The organism is Pseudomonas sp. MEJ108 (genome assembly GCF_030208985.1).
GTDB classification, from domain to species: Bacteria; Pseudomonadota; Gammaproteobacteria; order Pseudomonadales; family Pseudomonadaceae; genus Aquipseudomonas; species Aquipseudomonas fragariae.
Genome location: NZ_JARVSW010000001.1, coordinates 114,182 through 132,352 on the forward strand (window position 1 = coordinate 114,182; position 18,171 = coordinate 132,352).

16 protein-coding genes and 1 tRNA gene are annotated in these 18,171 nt (G+C 59.0%); 3 read left to right on the plus strand and 14 right to left on the minus strand.

What is annotated here, in order from left to right:
- Nucleotides 1–400: 400 nt before the first annotated feature.
- Nucleotides 401–727 carry a DUF6124 family protein gene (locus tag QRN50_RS00485; protein WP_096127188.1) on the plus strand — a complete coding sequence of 109 codons (327 nt, stop codon included), beginning with the start codon at nucleotides 401–403 and terminating at the stop codon, nucleotides 725–727.
- A 295-nt stretch (nucleotides 728–1,022) separates the two neighbouring features.
- On the opposite strand, the gene QRN50_RS00490 is transcribed toward QRN50_RS00485, so the two are convergent.
- The 5 genes from QRN50_RS00490 to QRN50_RS00510 all read right to left on the minus strand — a co-directional run bounded on the left by QRN50_RS00490 (nucleotide 1,023) and on the right by QRN50_RS00510 (nucleotide 5,295).
- On the minus strand, nucleotides 1,023–2,294 hold the full coding sequence (locus tag QRN50_RS00490) for a methyltransferase (protein ID WP_096127189.1): 1,272 nt from the start codon (nucleotides 2,292–2,294) through the stop codon (nucleotides 1,023–1,025).
- 1 nt (nucleotide 2,295) lies between these two features.
- The gene (locus QRN50_RS00495; protein WP_003318320.1) at nucleotides 2,296–2,985 is read right to left on the minus strand and encodes an ABC transporter permease; all 690 of its coding nucleotides are present in this window, start codon (nucleotides 2,983–2,985) and stop codon (nucleotides 2,296–2,298) included.
- Nucleotides 2,982–3,677 carry an ABC transporter permease gene (locus tag QRN50_RS00500; protein WP_003342249.1) on the minus strand — a complete coding sequence of 232 codons (696 nt, stop codon included), beginning with the start codon at nucleotides 3,675–3,677 and terminating at the stop codon, nucleotides 2,982–2,984. The genes QRN50_RS00495 and QRN50_RS00500 overlap by 4 nt, the downstream gene beginning before the upstream one ends.
- Before the next feature lie 66 nt (nucleotides 3,678–3,743).
- Entirely contained in the window at nucleotides 3,744–4,508 is a 765-nt protein-coding gene (locus tag QRN50_RS00505; protein ID WP_058399540.1) for an ABC transporter substrate-binding protein, read from the minus strand.
- Nucleotides 4,509–4,521: 13 nt separating this feature from the next.
- Nucleotides 4,522–5,295, minus strand: a complete 774-nt coding sequence (locus QRN50_RS00510) for an ABC transporter ATP-binding protein (RefSeq protein ID WP_004407276.1) — start codon at nucleotides 5,293–5,295, stop codon at nucleotides 4,522–4,524.
- 525 nt (nucleotides 5,296–5,820) lie between these two features.
- Between QRN50_RS00510 and gabP the strand changes: the two genes are divergently transcribed.
- Entirely contained in the window at nucleotides 5,821–7,212 is a 1,392-nt protein-coding gene (gene gabP / locus QRN50_RS00515; RefSeq protein WP_004407279.1) for a GABA permease, read from the plus strand.
- Between the two features lie 57 nt (nucleotides 7,213–7,269).
- Here gabP and QRN50_RS00520 read toward each other — a convergent pair whose 3' ends face one another.
- The 9 genes from QRN50_RS00520 to QRN50_RS00560 all read right to left on the minus strand — a co-directional run bounded on the left by QRN50_RS00520 (nucleotide 7,270) and on the right by QRN50_RS00560 (nucleotide 15,866).
- Entirely contained in the window at nucleotides 7,270–7,755 is a 486-nt protein-coding gene (locus QRN50_RS00520) for a hypothetical protein (protein WP_096127190.1), read from the minus strand.
- Between the two features lie 143 nt (nucleotides 7,756–7,898).
- Nucleotides 7,899–9,245: a methyl-accepting chemotaxis protein gene (locus tag QRN50_RS00525; RefSeq protein ID WP_096127191.1), complete on the minus strand. Its 1,347-nt coding sequence runs from the start codon at nucleotides 9,243–9,245 to the stop codon at nucleotides 7,899–7,901.
- 312 nt (nucleotides 9,246–9,557) lie between these two features.
- Nucleotides 9,558–9,836 carry a lipoprotein gene (locus tag QRN50_RS00530; protein ID WP_003318312.1) on the minus strand — a complete coding sequence of 93 codons (279 nt, stop codon included), beginning with the start codon at nucleotides 9,834–9,836 and terminating at the stop codon, nucleotides 9,558–9,560.
- Nucleotides 9,837–10,103: 267 nt separating this feature from the next.
- On the minus strand, nucleotides 10,104–11,006 hold the full coding sequence (locus QRN50_RS00535; protein WP_024640511.1) for a hypothetical protein: 903 nt from the start codon (nucleotides 11,004–11,006) through the stop codon (nucleotides 10,104–10,106).
- A complete protein-coding gene (locus tag QRN50_RS00540; RefSeq protein WP_236248864.1) occupies nucleotides 10,999–11,571 on the minus strand; it encodes a DUF6932 family protein in 573 nt (190 codons plus the stop codon). Before QRN50_RS00540 ends, QRN50_RS00535 begins: the two co-directional genes overlap by 8 nt.
- 462 nt (nucleotides 11,572–12,033) lie before the next feature.
- Nucleotides 12,034–12,109 (minus strand) — tRNA-Phe (locus QRN50_RS00545).
- Between the two features lie 101 nt (nucleotides 12,110–12,210).
- A complete protein-coding gene (locus QRN50_RS00550) occupies nucleotides 12,211–12,483 on the minus strand; it encodes an oxidative damage protection protein (RefSeq protein ID WP_002555777.1) in 273 nt (90 codons plus the stop codon).
- Complete coding sequence (mutY, locus tag QRN50_RS00555) at nucleotides 12,480–13,547, minus strand: A/G-specific adenine glycosylase (RefSeq protein ID WP_024648861.1); 1,068 nt, start codon at nucleotides 13,545–13,547, stop codon at nucleotides 12,480–12,482. The genes QRN50_RS00550 and mutY overlap by 4 nt, the downstream gene beginning before the upstream one ends.
- Nucleotides 13,548–13,640: 93 nt before the next feature.
- A complete protein-coding gene (locus QRN50_RS00560) occupies nucleotides 13,641–15,866 on the minus strand; it encodes an AsmA family protein (protein WP_096127192.1) in 2,226 nt (741 codons plus the stop codon).
- Nucleotides 15,867–16,364: 498 nt separating this feature from the next.
- Between QRN50_RS00560 and QRN50_RS00565 the strand changes: the two genes are divergently transcribed.
- On the plus strand, nucleotides 16,365–18,026 hold the full coding sequence (locus QRN50_RS00565; protein ID WP_096127193.1) for an OFA family MFS transporter: 1,662 nt from the start codon (nucleotides 16,365–16,367) through the stop codon (nucleotides 18,024–18,026).
- The last annotated feature ends 145 nt before the right edge of the window (nucleotides 18,027–18,171 follow it).

Genomic DNA, 18,171 nt, shown 5'->3' on the forward strand with positions numbered 1-18,171 from the left:
CAGTCTTCGCGAACAAGTTCGCTCCTACGGCCTTCGGCCAGAATCAAAGCGTCGTACTGTGAACTCAACTTTTGCAACGCTTTCAGGCCGGTTTTTGCAGGCACCGTCTCTTTCTTTTGAAGGACATTTCCGAGAGAATCCCCGACCGCTTGCGCCCCTCTGTCTGGGCTTCTACTCTCCGCTCGTCGCTGCCTATCAGCGATCGGGTTTAGTAGCCCGTAGTGAGTTAAGGCGTAACACAGCCGCGTTTCATTAGGCTTCGTCCTGATGCTATGGCGACTGTGCGCTTGGCACCTTCGGGTGCGCCGGTTCTTAGCTCACCGGTCTACTAACTCGCGTACAGTTGCCGCCTTTTCGTTTAGTAGCGAAATGGCAGCGACTTCAATAGAAGGAGCTAAGCATGGTCAAAGTAACCCCCGATCCGCCCAACAAACCGTCCAGCGCCGCACCGGTCTTCGACAAGGCTGTGGTCAAGCGCGCCACGGAGTGTTATCTGCCAATCTCCCGACCGGCCAAGGAACCCCACGACGGCAAGTTCGACTTCATCAGCCTGGAAGCCACCTTGGTGCACGCGCTGGATTTTCTGCGCTGCGCATCGGCCACCGCTCACGAACTCGGCGATGAACTGACCGGTTCGCAGCGCGATCTGGCGTTCGCTTCCATGCACATGCTGGAAATGGCCAAGGTCATGGTCGAGCGCTCGCTGGAGTGTGTCGAAGAGGTCTGAAATCTTGCGCCCGACAGCTCGTGCACAGGCGTCTGCGTGTGCACGATTGAGCCGCGCAAAACGCTTGCGCCAGAGCCTTTACCAAATCTTTATGCACAATTTGCCGATAAAGATTTGCGCAGCCGGGTAATTATGTGCAGTCGGGTGCATTGAGCCGCAAGGCATTGTTTTTGCGGGTTACGGGAAGGATGGCGGAAAAAAATAAGGGGCTTCAGTAACTGGCGCGCCAAGCTTTAACGCACTCATCCACATTTTCATCAACAGACTTATCCACAGGTTGCTCAACCGATTTCAGTCACGATTTTCGGGCCAGAATCAGCAGGTTGCGCGGTGTAATCCGGCTGTCACAGAAAGTGCCAACGCTCACGCTGTAACCCTGCTCGCGCACGTAAATCGCCCTGTCCAGCACCAGCCACATCTCCAGCGGGCGCCGAAACAGATCGCGAGCCAGTTCCAGGTTGCGCACTTCGGCCAGTCTTCTCCAGCCAGCGGCTTCAAGCGCAGCCCAGTCCTGCTGGCCCGGTGCAGGCAGATGCTTGAGTTTTGCCAGATGGTTGCAGTAGTCCGCGTAGGACGCATCCAGCCAGGACGTCGGCAGCGAGGGTGTGGGCAAGTAGTCATCAATGCCGCGCAGGCGGCGCTGCAGCAGGTCGAAGCCCAGGCGGCGGGCCATCGAGATGTCGCGTTGACGACGTACGCGCGCGCCGGCTGTCACGGTTTCACTGAGCGGCAGGCCGAGCTCGTCTCGCGACAGCTTCAGGCCGGACGCCTTGCCCTCGCTGGACAGCGCCTGATAAAGGTCGTGCCGGGTACGGTTGTAGCAGCACGGCGCAATCGCCATACGCCGACAGCCCGTCTGGCTGGCCAGCTCCATCAACTGAATGTGCAGGTCGCCGCAGGCATGCAGCGCCACAGGCGTATGTTCGGGTTGCAGGTAGCGCCACGTGTCGTCGGCCATGACATCCTGCTGCACATGTCTGGCGTCGATGCCTTGCCGCGTGCTCAAGGCCAGGCCTGCTTCGATCAGCGCCGGATCCTTCTCCAGGCAGGTCAGACGCTGGCCGGGCCCGGTCAGGCGGCGCCCCAGGTGGCCTTTGCCAGCGCACCAGTCCAGCCAGTGAGTCGCGCTGTCACGCATGTCCAGATGGCTGGCGAAGGCTTCGATCTGCTGCCACTTGCGCCCCGGCACATCGACGCTCATGCGCGCCTCGACTGGCTGCAGGGCGTGCACGGGCAGTTCGGCGACGTGGCTCAGCGCGACCGCTTCGGCGGCCAGTTGCTTGAACGGGAAGGGCGCGTCGAGGTGTTCCGGGTGGTTGTGCGCGGCCTCGGCCTGTTCCAGCGTGCGTTGCCGCAGCCAGAGCGCGAGGTCCGGGTATTTGTTTTCCCAAGGCAGGGAGCGGTGCGTGAACGGCTTGGGCCGCCACAAGGCCTGATGCGCGAACAGGAAGCTGTCCAGCGCACCGAAGTGGCTGCCGAGGTGTTCATCCTGCAAGCGAGGTTCAGAGGGCATGGTGGCGGACTCGTATGGCAAGGTGCTGACTGGATCGACGCCAGCACCTTTCATATCAGCGCCCTTGGCTTGCGTCTACACGCAATAGTTTTTCCAGCAGCCGGAAGCCCTGCACCAGCACGAAGGTCATGACCAGGTAGAACATGCCGGCGGCGAAGAAGATTTCCACCGGCAGGTAAGTGCGGGCGATGATCGTGCGTGCCATGCCGGTCAGTTCCAGCAGGGTGACGGTGCTGGCCAGCGCACTGGCCTTGAGCATCAGGATCACTTCGTTGCTGTAGGCCGGCAGGCCGATGCGTGCCGCGCGTGGCAGGACGATATAGAACAGCGCCTTCCATTTCGACATGCCCAGTGCCCGTGCCGCTTCGACCTCACCGGGCGGCACCGCCTGCATGGCGCCGCGCAGGATTTCGGCGATGTAGGCGGCGGTGTGCAGGGTCATGGTCACCACGGCACACCAGAACGGGTCGCGCAGGTACGGCCACAGCGCACTCTGGCGCACCGACTCGAACTGCGCCAGCCCGTAATAGACCAGAAACAGTTGCACCAGCAGTGGTGTGCCGCGGAAGAAAAAGATGTAGGCGTAGGGCAGGGCGCGCACCGGCCAGTGGCGCGATGCGCGGGCGATGCCCATCGGGATGGCAAGGATCAGCCCGGCGATGACGGCAATCGCCACCAGTTCCAGGGTCAGGGTCGCGCCCTGCGCCAGGCGTGGCAGCCACTTGATGATGACTTCCCAGTTCATGACGCGCTCCTCAGAAAGCCGCGACTGGCGCGTTTTTCAAGGAAGTACATGCCGGCCATGGCCAGCACGGTCAGGCCCAGGTACATGAAGGCCGCGACCATGTAGAAGGTGAACGCTTGCTTGGTGAAGCCCACGGCGATCTGCGCGTGACGCATGATTTCTTCCAGGCCGATCACCGAAACCAGCGCGGTGTCTTTCATCAGAATCATGAACAGGTTGCCCAGGCCGGGCAGGGCGATGCGCCACATCTGCGGCAGGACCAGTTTGAAAAGGATGCGCGAGCGTGACATGCCCAGCGCGAGCCCGGCTTCGCGATGGCCTTTGGGGATGGCCAGAATCGCGCCGCGAAACACTTCGGTCGCGTAGGCACCGAAGCAAATGCCCAGGGCGATGACCCCGGCAGCAAAGGCGCTGAGGGCCAGGTCGGGAATGTCGAACAGTTTGCCCAGGGCGCGCATGCCGTTGACGGTGCCGAAGTAAATCAGCAGCACCCAAAGCAGTTCGGGAATGCCGCGTACCAGGGTCGAGTAGGTACTGCCCAGCCATTGCAGCGGCTTGTAGGGCGAGGTCTTGGCCAAGGCGCCGAGCAGTCCGAGCACCAGCCCCAGGCACAGGGCCGAGAGAGCAAGCTGGACCGTCATCAGCGCGCCAGCCGCAAGGGCCGGGCCGAATCCGTGGAGATCAATGTTCATGGGCAGGCTTTGTCAGGGCCGGTCGCCGCGCTTCGACAGCAAGCGGCGGCGACGCGGTCAGGTGAATCAGAGGATGCTGAAAGGGAAATACTTGTCGTTGATCTTCTTGTAGGTGCCGTCAGCGATGATTTCTTTCAGGGCCGCGTTCAGGCGCTCGCGCAGGGCGTCGTCACCCTTGCGCACGGCGATGCCGATCTTGTCGTCTTCCACGACAGGCTCGCCCTTGAACTCGAAGTTCTGACCGGCTTCGCTTTTCAGCCACTCGAAGCTGACGTATTTGTCGGCCAGCATGGCGTCGACGCGACCGGAGGAGAGGTCGAGGAAGGCGTTTTCCTGAGTGTCATAGAGTTTGGCGTCCATGATCCCGAGCTTGTCTTCCAGCCAGGTGGCGGCCAGCGTCGAGCGCTGTGCACCCACTGACTTGCCGGCAAGGCTCTCTTTGGCTTTTTCCATGCTCGATACGTCGATCGAGGAGGTTTTCGGCGCGATGAATTGCAGCTTGTTCGAGTAATACGGATTGGTGAAATCGACCACCTGCTTGCGCTCTTCGGTGATCGACAGCGACGAGATCAGGAAGTCGAACTTGTTGGCCATCAACGCCGGGATGATGCCGTCCCAGTCTGACGTCACCGCTTCGCACTCGACTTTCATCTTGGCGCACAGGGCCTGGCCGATTTCATAGTCAAAGCCCACCACCTGGCCACTCGCGTCCTTGTTGTTGAACGGCGGGTAGGCCCCTTCGATGCCCATTTTCATGGTTTCAGCAAAGGCACTGCCGCTGAAGGCAAGGGTGGCCGCTGCGATCAGCAAGATCTTTTTGTACGATTGCATGGGTGTTGCTCCGTTAGCGGTGACTCGACATGAATTGTTTGCACCTTGCCGACAGCGGGTTTTCGAATACTTGCTGCGGTGTGCCCTGTTCTTCGACCATTCCCTGATGCAAAAACACCACTTCACTTGATACCTGACGTGCAAAATTCATTTCGTGGGTTACCAGCAGCATGGTCCGGCCTTCTTCGGCCAGTGCGCGGATGACGCCGAGTACTTCCTGAACCATCTCCGGGTCGAGGGCCGAGGTCGGCTCGTCGAACAGGATAACCCGTGGTTGCATGGCCAGCGTACGCGCAATGGCGGCGCGTTGCTGCTGCCCGCCGGAAAGTTGCGCGGGGTAGGCATGGCGCTTGTCGGCGATACCTACCTTGGCCAGCAGCTCTTCAGCCACCGCAATGGCCTCGGCCTTGCTCTGACCGAGGACGCGACGCGGGGCTTCGATGATGTTATCGAGCACGCTCATGTGCGGCCACAGGTTGAAATTCTGGAACACAAAGCCGATCTGGCTGCGCAGACGATTGATCTGCCGGTTATCGGCGGCAATCAGATCGCCATTGCGCGCTGCCTTGAGCTTCAATTCTTCGCCGGCCACCAGAATCTGGCCCTGATGCGGGTTTTCCAGCAGGTTGATGCAGCGCAGCAACGTGGACTTGCCGGAACCGGAGGAGCCGAGGATCGATATGACGTCGCCGTCGCGAGCCGTCAGCGAGATGCCCTTGAGCACCTCGAGCTGATCGTAGCGCTTGTGCAGGTTGCGGATTTCCAGGGCGGGCGTGGCCTCGGCCATGTGGGGTCCTCGTTGAAGTGTGCGCGCTGGCTGCCAGCGAACGCCAAGCTAGCACAGCGTTTAAAGGACAACCATCGACGTATTGTGTCCAGCGTGGAGGCGCTCGACGGGTTGTCTCATCTGGGCAGCGGACGGTCGCAAGAAGGCAAGCACGATGCCCTGTAAAACAGGGGCGTGCGCGAAAAAGGCGCGATGTTGCCAGCTTTGGCCGGGTGTTGGAAGTAGCATTTGCTGAGCGGCGGTCTGATTTCTGCACCATGTTTGCGCTTTGAGGAAGGTTTGGGGCATTTTTGGTGCGTGCATGTAGACGAATCTGAGGCGTTTGGTAACAAATCCTACAGACGGCGCAGAAAAGCCATCGTCCTGCAGGCTTCACGGGTCAAGCCACAGGCCTCGTATTCTCTAAGCGACGTCGTTTTCGAAATATTTTGGCGCAATTCTTGCGTCAAATATAAAGAACGGCACCGTAGGTTTCTTTTTACGTAACGCTCCGGTGTGCCTCGCTCGTCTTGCACAGGTGGTTTTATGAGCAGTACCGCTAACTCTTCCGAGCTCGAACAAGGGCTGAAACCTCGACACATTACGATGCTGTCGATTGCTGGCGTGATTGGCGCCGGGTTGTTCGTCGGCTCCGGCCACGCGATTGCCGAAGCCGGGCCTGCCGTGCTGCTGGCGTATGCCGCGGCGGGTACGCTGGTGGTACTGGTGATGCGCATGCTGGCCGAAATGGCCGTTGCCTCGCCGGATACCGGTTCGTTTTCAACCTATGCCGACCGCGCTATCGGCCACTGGGCCGGTTTCACCATCGGCTGGTTGTACTGGTGGTTCTGGGTGCTGGTGATTCCACTGGAAGCCAACGCCGCTGCAACCATTCTGCATGCCTGGTTCCCCAATATCGCGATCTGGGTGTTCACGCTGGTCATCACGCTGGTGTTGACGGCAACCAACCTGTTCAGCGTGAAGAACTACGGTGAATTCGAGTTCTGGTTCGCGCTGATCAAGGTCGTGGCAATCATCGCGTTTGTGGTGCTGGGTGTTGCGGCGATCTTCGGTCTGCTGCCCACCAGCAACGTCAGCGGTGTCAGCCACCTGTTCGATACCGGCGGCTTCCTGCCAAACGGTATGGGCGCGGTGCTGGCAGCAATGCTGACCACCATGTTCTCGTTCATGGGCACCGAGATTGTGACCATCGCAGCGGCCGAGTCCAAGAACCCTGGCAAGCAGATCACCAAGGCCACCAATTCGGTGATCTGGAGGATCTTCCTGTTCTATCTGGTTTCGATCTTCATCGTGGTGTCGCTGGTGCCGTGGAACGATCCGCGCCTGGCCGAGGTGGGTTCGTATCAGACCGTGCTCGATGCAATGGGCATTCCGAACGCCAAGCTGATTGTCGACCTGGTGGTCCTGGTCGCTGTGACCAGCTGCCTGAACTCGGCCCTGTACACCGCTTCGCGCATGCTGTTCTCGCTGGGCAAGCGCGGCGATGCACCGGCCGTGTCCAAGCGCACCAGCAAGGGCGGTACGCCTCACTGGGCGGTGATCATGTCGACTGCGGCGGCTTTCCTGACCGTGTTCGCCAACTACATCGCGCCGGCGGCCGTGTTTGATTTCCTGCTCGCCAGCTCCGGTGCCATCGCACTGCTGGTGTACCTGGTGATCGCGGTGTCGCAGCTGCGGATGCGCCAGAAGCGTATTGCTGCGGGCGAGGCCATCGACTTCAAGATGTGGCTGTTCCCATGGCTGACCTGGGCAGTGATCGCGTTCATCGTCGCGGTGCTGACCATCATGCTGCTGCAGGAAGAGCATCGCCTCGAAATCATCGCCACCGGCGTGCTCAGCCTGTTGGTGATCGGCGCTGGCATGATCGTATCGCGTCGCCGCAAGGACGGTCGCGTCGGCGCTGCTGCGCTGGGTTGATCGCGCCCTTGGGCTCATGACCCTCGTGCCAATGCCGCGCATTGGCACGAGCTTCCATCAGCGTGCGGCCCTGGTTTCCCTCTTCATCAGCAGGTCGGACGCCAGGGTGTAATCCTTCTGGAAGGCAGGGCTTTCGATCCACTCGATCGCGCTGTCTTCGTCTTCATCGTGGTACATCGCGCGGTACACGATAAGCAGGCCCATCATGAAGTCCGTGGCCGGGTCTTCGTCCTCTTCGGAAATCACCAGTGCCAGCACCGGGTACTGCAGGAAGACGACGCACAGCGCGAGCTGGCTGATGGCCTCGGCTTGCTTCATGGCCGTGAACAGGTCGTCGTAGTCGGCCGGGTCAAAACCGTTCTCGACAATGTCGCTGAAGTCGAAGGTATTGAGGTCGAGTTCAACGTCGTCGAACGGCTGGTTGACCAGCGCCGAGGCGAATACTGGATGAACCAGGCTGGTTGCAGCCTTGCCCGAGCGGTTCTGCTTGGCCTTGATCTTTGCGCGCTTGGCACGTTTTTGCTGCTTGTCTGGCGAGGCCATGAGCGGTCCTTTGGCTGGCGTGGGGTGCAATAGGCGCTATTGAAGCGCAGACGGGCCTGATAACCAAGGTTTGTGCAGTAATCTGCGGTCGATAAAAAACCCGCAGCGCGCGGGTTTTTGATTTGCGGTGTGTTACCGACGCGTTACCGTTTGCCCGGCTTCGCGAACGCTTCGGCTTCATCCATGCGGTTGGCGAACATGTTCACAGCTTCAACCGCATCGCTCGCGCCATCGCGGATCTGCACGATCACCTGGCCGGCCTGATCGGCCAGTGTCACACCACGAATGGCTCCTTCCTGCGTGGCGTCCATGCTAGCCACGGCTTCGCGTGTTTCGGCGAGGATCTTGCCAATCATTTCGGCAATCTCGGTGGTCGAGCCGCTGGTACGTCCCGCCAGTTGCCTGACTTCGTCGGCCACCACGGCAAACCCACGGCCCTGATCCCCCGCGCGTGCCGCCTCGATGGCCGCGTTGAGCGCCAGCAGGTTGGTCTGATCGGCGATGCCGCGAATGGTGTTGACGATGGCGGTGATCTGCTCGGAGCGATCGCCCAGCTGACTCACCAGCTTCGCCGATGCACCGATGTTTTCGGAGATCTGACGCATTTCCCGCGCGGTTTCCTGAATGACCAGGGTTCCCTGCTCGGCCACTTTCTCGGTTTCTGCCGAGATGTGATAAGCGCGCGATGCACCGTGCGCGTCCGCTTCCTGTTTTTCGACGCGCTGGGTAATGTCGCTGGCGAACTTGACGATTTTGTAGAGTTTGCCGTCGACATCGAAAACCGGGTTATACGTCGCTTCCAGCCAGACAACCCGACCCTGTTTGCCGATACGTTTGAACTGGTCGCCGATGAACTCGCCGTGGTTCAGCTTGCGCCAGAACTCGGTGTATTCCGGACTGTTGACCAGTGTCGGCTCGCAGAACGAGCGATGGTGTTTACCCTTGATTTCGGCCAGCGCATAGCCCATGACGTTCAGGAAGTTGTTGTTGGCGGTTATCACATTGCCGTTGGGTTCGAATTCGCAGATAGCCATCGCCCGGTCGACAGCGGCGAGCTTGCTGCTGGTTTCGTTCTCCAGCATCACGCGTGTGGTGACGTCCAGGGCGTACTTGACCACCTTGACGACGTTGCCCTGCGCATCAGTCACTGGGTTGTAGCTGGCTTCGAGCCAGACGCTGTGGCCATTCTTGCCGACGCGTTTGAAGGTGCCCGAGATGAATTTCCCGGCCTTCAAGGATGCCCAGAGATCCGCATACTCGCGGCTGCGGAGCATTTCCGGCTCGCAGAAGTCGCGATGCGTCTTGGTCGCCAGCTCTTCAGCCCGATAGCCCATCGCCGCGAGGAAGTTATCGTTGGCCCGGAGGATCTTGCCGTCGAGACCCAGCTCGACCACCGCCATCGATTTTTCCAGCGCGCTTGTCAGTCCTTTGAGTCCATCTACCTGGGCCTTCATGGCCGTCAGCTCAGCTTTGTTCTTATTTCCGAACATAACGTGCCCCTAGGTGTGTTTGCGGACTTACTGTGATGAGGCTATCGACACCAGAACCTGTGGCGTTAATGCATGAGTGCAATAATCCTATAAATAAATCAAGTGATTTTTTGGCGTCAGATATTGTGCGATTTTTTTAACGAGAACGGCGCGTCGGGAATGGGGATCGAATCTGTTCGAAAAGGGCTTTGCCCGTCAAATTCCGGGCAAAGAAAAGCCCGCGATGGGGGAGCGGGCTTAAGGATTCACACTTGGGAGCAGCTCTACAATGACGCGGCCGCTGTGAAAACTTTGTGAAGAGTTTTCACTGTTTTACTTTTTTTCAGGCTGAATGGTGTTGGTCACTTCGGAGGTCGGCACGAAGGTCTTCGACTCTTCGGCAGCCGCTTCCTTGGACTCGGCTTTGTCCTTGGCCGCTTCGGTGTTCTCTTTGGCCGCTTCGTTCACTTTGTCCTGAGCAGACTCCATCTTCTCCTGGGATTTCTCCTGATGCGCCTGAGCGTCCTGTGCCTTCTGTTCGGATTTGCTGTCGCAGGCAGCCAGACCCAGAGTGGCGGCGAGGATGAGGGCGGAGGCAGTTAACTTGAGCACGGAATTTTCCTTGTGGAAGCAAATGTATGGCTTCGAGGGTGGGCAGGGAAAATTAGTTCAATGGGATGGAGGTGGCAGGGCTCTGGATGGCTGGTCTTGAGGCGGTCGAAGCATCGTTTCGCACCTGTGGCCGAGCGCTATCTGGAAGCGATTCTGGTTGATACCTTTTCTTCGCAGATTGACTGTACATGACCTCGGCATGTCGATATTCAAGGATCGGATCAGGGAGGGAGAAATGAAAAGCCCAGCTGCAGGCTGGGCCAGTATTTACCAAGGAAGTTTGGAAATTGTGTATCTCGGCCTGCCATTTCCCACTGTTCTCGCGCTCACGCCAATAGTGAATGTCTGATTTAGCCGGGTGTTAATTATTGCCGGGTTCTCGATTGCGGCAGCAATCCGTCCGTGGATAATTGTGCCTTCCTGGGTTTTGAACTCGAAACGACGTTCGGCAGGAAAGGCGCCAAGAAATTCGCCACTGAACTCGATATCGGTTTCAGTGATGTTTTCCACGCTCAGGCGCGATCTGCTAATGCGAACCTGATCGACGCTGGTAAAGGAAAATACGTGGTCTCTGGTTGTTACGGAGCAGTAGGCTTCATAGGCTATTAGCTTGTCCAGATACTCTGAGACCGTGGCAATAGCCCTTGTACCAAGCCTCGACGCTGGCTCTGACAACTCCTCATCACCCTTGGTGGATGCTTCAAGAAGTTCTGCAACCAGCTCGAAAGCTTGCGAGACGGGCGTAGTCCCCTCCAGCGTGAGCTGAGGGTCACCACTTGGCGCTTCCTCAAATTCAAAACCAAATGAGCCCAGTGCCGTCCCTGTGATCAGTATCTGGTTTTGAGCTTTGTTTGGGATTGGCCCAAAGTCATTCAGAACGCCGCTTATAGAGGCTGCAATAGCCGATACCACATCGGAAAATTTTGTGGTTACCGCGGCCCCGAACTCAGCACCTATACCGTGTACTCCTCTGACTGGAGTTCCGCGGTAAGTAACCACTGCTTTAGCGGGTGAGAATGCGCCGCGGCCAGGCTCTCGAAGACTAGCGCCTACCTGATTCTTCCTGGCTTGCAGCGAAAGGCGTGAAAGGTTGCTCAGACCTGGCTTCTGCGCGATGCGGTCCAGGAAACCGATTTCTGCCTGTGCGTGAGTGAATTCAGTTCTATTCATTCTGGAGCTCCCGCTTTCGAATCCCCAAAAGGTCGGACGCAGCTTGGTCATGCAATGGATCGAGTTTCACGCTCAGAAATCCTTTCCATTGCTGAGATCTTCTGTGCGACCACATACTGTACCAGTACGCCGCAAGCTCAATGAGTGTTTCGGGTGGGTCAGAGAGCAGATTTATATAAAAATCGACTCTATACGATGTCTTGATCCATTCTGTGTCTGTCAGCTTTTGAACATCATCAGCGGTCAATGATTGCTGAATGGCGGCTGACACATCGGCGAATGTCACAACATCCATATCATTGGGCGGACGGCCCTCCAGCATCTCCACGTTCTCCATGAAGCTGCCGTTAAGCCACTGAATGCCCGAAACGATACCCATGCGATGGATTTCAGATCGATGAGACAGGAAGCCCTCAAGCTCCTCGCATCTTTCTAAGGTAGTCGAGAAGCGATCAATCAACCGCTTTACGTCTGTCGGATAGGGCGCTCGCTCAAAAGATGTCGGATTCCGCTCGTTGATCGGCGGAATTACCCCCTGATGATCCCATAGTGGTATCAACTTCACCTCCGTGTGCCATGGTCCAGCCGAGCAAGCCAGCTGCGTTGTCTATTGCAGTTCACACCCGCCGGTTCGTTGGCTTGCCGATACCCTTAGCGCGCCAGATGACTTGGCTTCCCCTTCGGGAGTGCATGTGTGCACTCTGTCATGCAGTGCAAAATGCGAGCAAGCGAAAACGTTGTACGCAAAGTTTCGAGCGCTCGCGCGTCAGCAGACTTTCAGGGCTGGATAGACGATGCCTGCTTCAGCGAGCATAGCCCCCAACGACCATAGGTATCAGCCGCTGCTCAGCAATTTAGCTACGTGCTGAATGATTGGCATCGTTCGGTGGTCGAGCTTGTCACTGGACGGGTTGTGTGCCGAACTTTGGGCATACGATGAGGGTTAGGCCCAGACAACAAAAAGCCCGCACGAGGCGGGCTTTTTGTGTGCTTTCAGGTGTGCCTGGCATCACCTGAAAACGGAAGGTGGTGCCCAGAGACGGAATCGAACCGCCGACACGGGGATTTTCAATCCCCTGCTCTACCGACTGAGCTATCTGGGCAACGGGGCGCATTAGACGTGTTTTTCAGGAGGTCGTCAAGCGTGTTTTTTAAAAAATTTGAATTATTACCGACGCTTACGACCTTCACTGCGTGAAACGCTTTATTTTTCGGGGGGAACGTAGCCTTCGGCCTGGGCGTATTCTTCGCCGGAGAGAAACTTGTCCATCTCGGTCTGGAGGAATTTACGGTCCTCGGCGTTCATCATGTTCAGGCGACGCTCGTTGATCAGCAGGGTCTGGTGTTTCTGCCAGTCGGCCCAGGCTTTCTGCGAGACGTGGTTGAAGATGTCTTCGCCCTTGGCACCCGGATATGGGGCGCGTTCCAGGCCGGGCAGTTCTTCTTTGTATTTGCGGCACATTACGGTGCGGGTCATGACGACTCTCCTGCGTTCAATACGTCGGCTGCGCGTTTGAGCAGCTTTTTCACCGGGGCGGCAAGGCCCAGGCGTGGCGGGGTGGCGAGGTTATACCAGAGCCAGTCGGCCTCGGCCACGTGATCGGCGGACTCGCGGACCTTGACCAGCCAGGGTTCGATGCTCAACTGGAAGTGGCTGAAGGTGTGGATAAGTCCCGGCAGTTCATGGTGCTCGCCCAGTTGCAGCGCGTGTTGCGTGGCCAGATGCTGAAGGTCATCGAAGTCATCCAGTTCCGGCAGGCTCCACAGACCGCCCCACAAGCCGCTGGAAGGGCGGCGATAAAGCAGGATCGCGCCGTCTTCGTTGGCGAGCATCGGCATGAGCGTGCGCTTCTGCGGCACGGTCTTGCGCGGCTTGGGGATCGGGTAGCGCGTTTCCAGGCCCAGCATGTGCGCCTCACAACTGCGCTCCAGCGGGCAGAGCAGGCAGCTGGGTTTGCTGCGGGTGCAGAGTGTGGCCCCCAGGTCCATCATCGCCTGGGTGTAGTTGTTGACCCGGCTGTGCGGCGTGAAGCGTTCAGCGGTGGCCCACAGCTGCTTGGCCACCTTCGGCTCGCCAGGGTAACCCTCTTGCGCGGTGAAGCGCGCCAGCACGCGTTTGACGTTGCCATCGAGGATCGGCGCGCGAATGCCCATGCTCAGGCTGGCGATTGCGCCTGCGGTGGACAGGCCGATGCCGGGCAGCAGAATGAGCTTTTCGACATCACGGGGAAACTCGCCGCCATGATCGGCGACGACGATTTTTGCCGTTTTCTGCAGGTTGCGGGCGCGGGTGTAGTAACCCAGCCCGGTCCATAGGTGCAGTACTTCGTCCTCGGGCGCTTCGGCCAGCGCCTGCACGGTCGGCAGGGCCTCCATGAAGCGGTCGAAGTAGCTCAGAACGGTGCTGACCTGAGTCTGCTGCAGCATGATTTCCGATACCCAGACCCGGTACGGCGTGATGTCTTGTTGCCAGGGCAGGTCATGTCGGCCATGACGGTCGTACCAGTCCAGCACGGCGCTGGAGAATTGTTCGGGTTGCATGGCCTGGAGGGCTCTCGTCGAGATGTGAGTCGGGATATGAAAGGTTGCGTCAGTGGAGCGCCGCGAGGGCGCTCCTGAGCAGTTCACCTTGCCCTAGCGTTTGAACAGGCCCTTGAGGGCGTCCTTGAGCTCGGGGCTGACCTTGTCGCCGAGTTTGTCGTTCAGCTTGTCCTCAAGCTTCTCGCTGATCCGGTCGCCCGCCAGTTTCGCAGCGATCTGGCCGACGCCTTCCTTGTCCAGACGGCAGGCCTTGGCACCCAGTTCCAGCGGGCCACGGCACTGCACCGGCCACTCGATGCCGACAAAGCGCGGGTTGACCTCGCAGGCCGGGTCCGGCATGTCGCTCTTGTCGCCTTCGACGATGATGCCGACGCGGTAGTTCATGCCCAGCACGCGCAGGTCGACGTCGCCGTTACCGTTGACGGCCATGCCTGGCGTGCGGACCTTGAGGTCCGGGTTGCTGGCGACGCCATTGCGTATCACCAGATTGCCGTTGAGCTGCTGGAAAGGAGTGTCCTTGGCGCGCGGTTCGCCGCTAAGCGTCTTGCGGTTGAGGATCGAAATACCCTTGCACAGCTGCTGCTCCAGGTTGGCATTGACCAGTACGCCGTTATTGAGCGCAAAGCTGGCGGTGCCGTTCAGGCTGTCGATCAGGGCTTTTTCGCTGTTGCCTGTGCCGGTCAGGTTGCTGTCGAGGGTCAGCAGGCCGCGCACTGGCGGCGTCTGCCCCTGGCTTTCCAGAACGCGTTCGACCGGCACTTTGGCAATGCGCGTCTGTACAGTGGCCACAGGCGTGTCCGGACGCGCGTCCAGATTGCCCTTGACCTCGAAATTGCCGTTGTACAGGTCGCCACTCAGCGTATCGACTTTGATAACGCCACCGTTGGCCTGGGTCTTGAACGCTGCGTTGTCGATGGGCAGTTTGTTCAGGGTCAGTTTGCCAAAGCTCAGGTCAGCCTCGACATCCAGCGTACGCAAGCGCTCCAGCGGCAGCAGTTTTGCCGTGCTCCAGGCGGCCTTGGTCGGTTGTTCGGGCAGCGGCGAGTCGCCCGCAGCGGCGGCGGCTTCACCGGACTGCACCTCGGATTTGCGCGCGGCCTTGGCGCCTTTGCTTTCTTCGCTTTCAGCCGGACGATAGCGGTCGGCGTCGAAGGTATCGCCCTTGAGCTGGACACGCAGCGCCTGTTTGGCGAAGTCGTCCACCGCGATGCGCCCCGTGAAGCTGCTGTCGTCGACTTTCAGGTTGAGGTTTTCCAGCGCAAGGCTGGTAGGCGTACCTGCCAGACGCGTGACCATTTCAACCTTGCTCAGCGCGCCCTCGGACATGGCTGGCAGCGGCTGGCCGATGTTTTCGAAGAACGCGCGCAGATCGAGCTGGGCAATGGACAGGCCGCCGCTGATCTGCGGCGTTTTGTCCAGATCGCGGGCACGCAGTTCGCCGAGTGCACGCAACTGGTTGGCCGAGACTTTGAGGCTGTTCCATTCGGCGATATTGGCAGCCAGGTCGACGAGCAACTGGCCCTGCGCCGAGAAGGTCACGGTCTTGCCTTGCAGCGGCTCGCCGGCGACTTCACCGGACAGGCGCATGTCTTCGAATTGATAACGCTTGAGCACACGGTCCATGCGCAATGCGCCAACCAGCTCGGTCTTGGCGCGCACGACGGGCTGGTTGGTGCTCAGGAACGCCGTCAGTTTGATCGGGATATCGGACGCCTCACGAATCGGTCCGGTGCTCAGCTGAATGCTCTCGGCCATGAAGGTCCGGCCTTTTCGGGAATCGCTGTAATCCACGCGGGCGTTGTTGACGGTCAGGCTGTCGATATCCAGGCGGATCGGCTGGGCAGGGCGATCCGCTTTGGGCGCGTCCGGAGCCGGGGCTGGCGTTGTCTCGCCAGGTGCTTCAGTGCTTGCCACGGCTGGCTTGCCGATGTCTTCCCAGTTGCCATGACCGTTTTCATCGCGGTGCAGGGTCAGGTTCAGGCCTTCGACGCGAATGTCGCTCATCTGTACCTGGCGACGCAGCAGTGGCAGAACACGAACGGACAGACCGAGCATCTGCACATCGGCGAACGGCTGATCGGGAGCGGTCAGGGTCGCGACATGGGCGTCGTGCAATTCCAGGCCGAGCCAGGGGAACAGGCTCCAGCCGATATCGCCGTTGAGCGTCAGCTCGACGTTGGCCTTGTCGCGTGCCAGCTGGCGAATCTCGTCTTTGTAGTCGTTGGGATCAAACAGGTGGGTCAGGGCGAAGCCGAGAGCCACGATGATCAGCAACAACCCGAGAATAAACAGCCCCAGGATTTTGCCGAACGCTTTCATGGGCGAGTCCTTGTGTCGATGTTCAAAAATAGCCCACGAGTATACCGCTCTGACGAGCCGACCGGGCTGCGGATACCGTTATTGCTGTCTGGCCTCCGGTTCGGGATGCTGGCACCGTGCGCCATTACGTCTGGGAGCAGATGACAAAATGCGAGTCGTCTTGTCGCGATATATCTTCCAAGTCTTTTCAAGCCGGCCGAACGGCCACACAGGTGCTGGCCCAACTAAGCCCAAGGCAGGTTTTCGTCAGTGCTTAATTGATTGCATCTATGGGGCCATAGAGCACGTGGATTAGCGTATGAAAATAGATAATAAAAAGCATGTAGTGAGATGCTTATTTGCCATCAGACAGTGATAGTCTCCGTTTTTGCTGGCCAGGGTGCGTCTTTTTGTCACGTATCCGGAGAACCTGCCGATAAAACAGACATGGCCGCTCGGCACTGAGTCTGTGGCGGACCAGCGGACCATCTGCGAGCTTCACACATTGGGGTAATTATAATGAGCACAAGCACAGCCTTGGGCGGCGAAGCCGTTCAGCCTGCGTTCTTGTCCAAAGAGCGCATTATCGCCAAGCCAGGTTTCAACCGTTGGCTTGTTCCACCTGCAGCACTGGCCATCCATCTTTGTATCGGTATGGCTTACGGCTTCTCGGTATTCTGGTTGCCGCTGTCGAAGGCTATCGGTGTTACGGCACCTGTCGCTTGCACACCGGACATGGGTTTTTTCGCGCAGATGTTCGCGTCGACCTGTGACTGGCAGATCTCCATGCTGGGCTGGATCTACACACTGTTTTTCATCTTCCTGGGTTGCTCGGCTGCCATTTGGGGTGGCTGGCTGGAGCACGCAGGTCCACGCAAGGCGGGTGTTGTTTCGGCACTCTGCTGGTGTGGTGGCTTGCTGATTTCCGCACTGGGCATTTATACGCACCAGATCTGGCTGATGTGGCTGGGCTCGGGCGTGATCGGCGGTATCGGTCTGGGGTTGGGTTATATCTCCCCGGTATCGACCCTGATCAAGTGGTTCCCGGACAAGCGCGGCATGGCGACCGGCATGGCGATCATGGGCTTTGGCGGCGGCGCGATGGTGGGTGCACCGCTGGCTACGGCTCTGATGGGTCACTTCGCTTCGGCTGAAAGCGTTGGCGTATGGCAGAGCTTCGTGGTGATGGCGGTGATCTACTTCATCTTCATGATCGGCGGTGCGCTGGGCTACCGCGTTCCGCCAACCGGCTGGAAACCTGAAGGCTGGACCGCTCCGGCTGCCAAGGCCAAGAACTCGATGATCACCAACCGTCACGTGCACGTCAGCGTGGCGTGGAAAACACCGCAGTTCCGTCTGGTCTGGCTGGTGCTGTGCCTGAACGTATCGGCCGGTATCGGCATCCTGGGCATGGCCTCGCCGCTGCTGCAGGAAGTGTTCGCCGGCAAACTGCTGGGCGTCGACCTGACCTTCAGCCAGCTCAATGCCGATCAACTGAAAGCCATTGCTGCGATTGCAGCCGGCTTCACCGGTCTGTTGAGTCTGTTCAACATCGGCGGTCGTTTCTTCTGGGCTTCGTGCTCGGACTTCATCGGTCGCAAGGCAACCTACTTCGTGTTCTTCGCACTGGGCTTCCTGCTTTATGCGTCGGTTCCGACCCTGAGCCATATGGGTAGCATCGCGCTGTTCGTGGCTGCGTTCTGTGTCGTGCTGTCGATGTACGGTGGCGGTTTTGCGACGGTTCCGGCTTATCTGGCAGACCTGTTCGGTACGCAGATGGTCGGCGCGATTCACGGTCGTCTGCTGACTGCCTGGGCTGCGGCCGGTGTGCTGGGTCCGGTACTGGTCAACTACCTGCGTGAGTACCAACTCGCCCACGGTGTTGCACGTGCCGACGCCTACGACATCACCCTGTACATCTTGTCGGGCCTGCTGGTACTGGGCTTTATCTGCAACCTGCTGATTCGTCCGGTTGCCGACAAGTACTTCATGACCGACGCCGAACTGGCGGCTGAACAAGCCATCGGTCACGACAAGGGTGCCAACGCCACGACTTCACTGGAGTGGAAAGCCTCCGACAGCAGCAAGCCGCTGGTCATCGCCGCCTGGCTGGCCGTAGGCATCCCGCTGGCGTGGGGCGTCTGGATTACCCTGCAGAAAACCGCAGTGCTGTTCCACTAAGAGCCTGCCGGTAACTGAAAAGCGCTTGCACCTCGGTGCAGGCGTTTTTTTTTGCCTGGGTTTTGGGTGCACTGCGCTTTTGATCATCGCGCCCGGATTTTATTCGTCGCGATAGTCATATTCAGTTGACCCTATGTACTCGATG

Bases quoted from the DNA above. Each gene is read 5' to 3' on its own strand.
- QRN50_RS00485 (WP_096127188.1), top strand. From the start codon at position 401: ATGGTCAAAGTAACCCCCGATCCGCCCAACAAACCGTCCAGCGCCGCA.
- QRN50_RS00490 (WP_096127189.1), bottom strand. From the start codon at position 2,294: ATGAAAGGTGCTGGCGTCGATCCAGTCAGCACCTTGCCATACGAGTCC.
- QRN50_RS00495 (WP_003318320.1), bottom strand. From the start codon at position 2,985: ATGAACTGGGAAGTCATCATCAAGTGGCTGCCACGCCTGGCGCAGGGC.
- QRN50_RS00500 (WP_003342249.1), bottom strand. From the start codon at position 3,677: ATGAACATTGATCTCCACGGATTCGGCCCGGCCCTTGCGGCTGGCGCG.
- QRN50_RS00505 (WP_058399540.1), bottom strand. From the start codon at position 4,508: ATGCAATCGTACAAAAAGATCTTGCTGATCGCAGCGGCCACCCTTGCC.
- QRN50_RS00510 (WP_004407276.1), bottom strand. From the start codon at position 5,295: ATGGCCGAGGCCACGCCCGCCCTGGAAATCCGCAACCTGCACAAGCGC.
- gabP (WP_004407279.1), top strand. From the start codon at position 5,821: ATGAGCAGTACCGCTAACTCTTCCGAGCTCGAACAAGGGCTGAAACCT.
- QRN50_RS00520 (WP_096127190.1), bottom strand. From the start codon at position 7,755: ATGGCCTCGCCAGACAAGCAGCAAAAACGTGCCAAGCGCGCAAAGATC.
- QRN50_RS00525 (WP_096127191.1), bottom strand. From the start codon at position 9,245: ATGTTCGGAAATAAGAACAAAGCTGAGCTGACGGCCATGAAGGCCCAG.
- QRN50_RS00535 (WP_024640511.1), bottom strand. From the start codon at position 11,006: ATGAATAGAACTGAATTCACTCACGCACAGGCAGAAATCGGTTTCCTG.
- QRN50_RS00550 (WP_002555777.1), bottom strand. From the start codon at position 12,483: ATGACCCGCACCGTAATGTGCCGCAAATACAAAGAAGAACTGCCCGGC.
- mutY (WP_024648861.1), bottom strand. From the start codon at position 13,547: ATGCAACCCGAACAATTCTCCAGCGCCGTGCTGGACTGGTACGACCGT.
- QRN50_RS00560 (WP_096127192.1), bottom strand. From the start codon at position 15,866: ATGAAAGCGTTCGGCAAAATCCTGGGGCTGTTTATTCTCGGGTTGTTG.
- QRN50_RS00565 (WP_096127193.1), top strand. From the start codon at position 16,365: ATGAGCACAAGCACAGCCTTGGGCGGCGAAGCCGTTCAGCCTGCGTTC.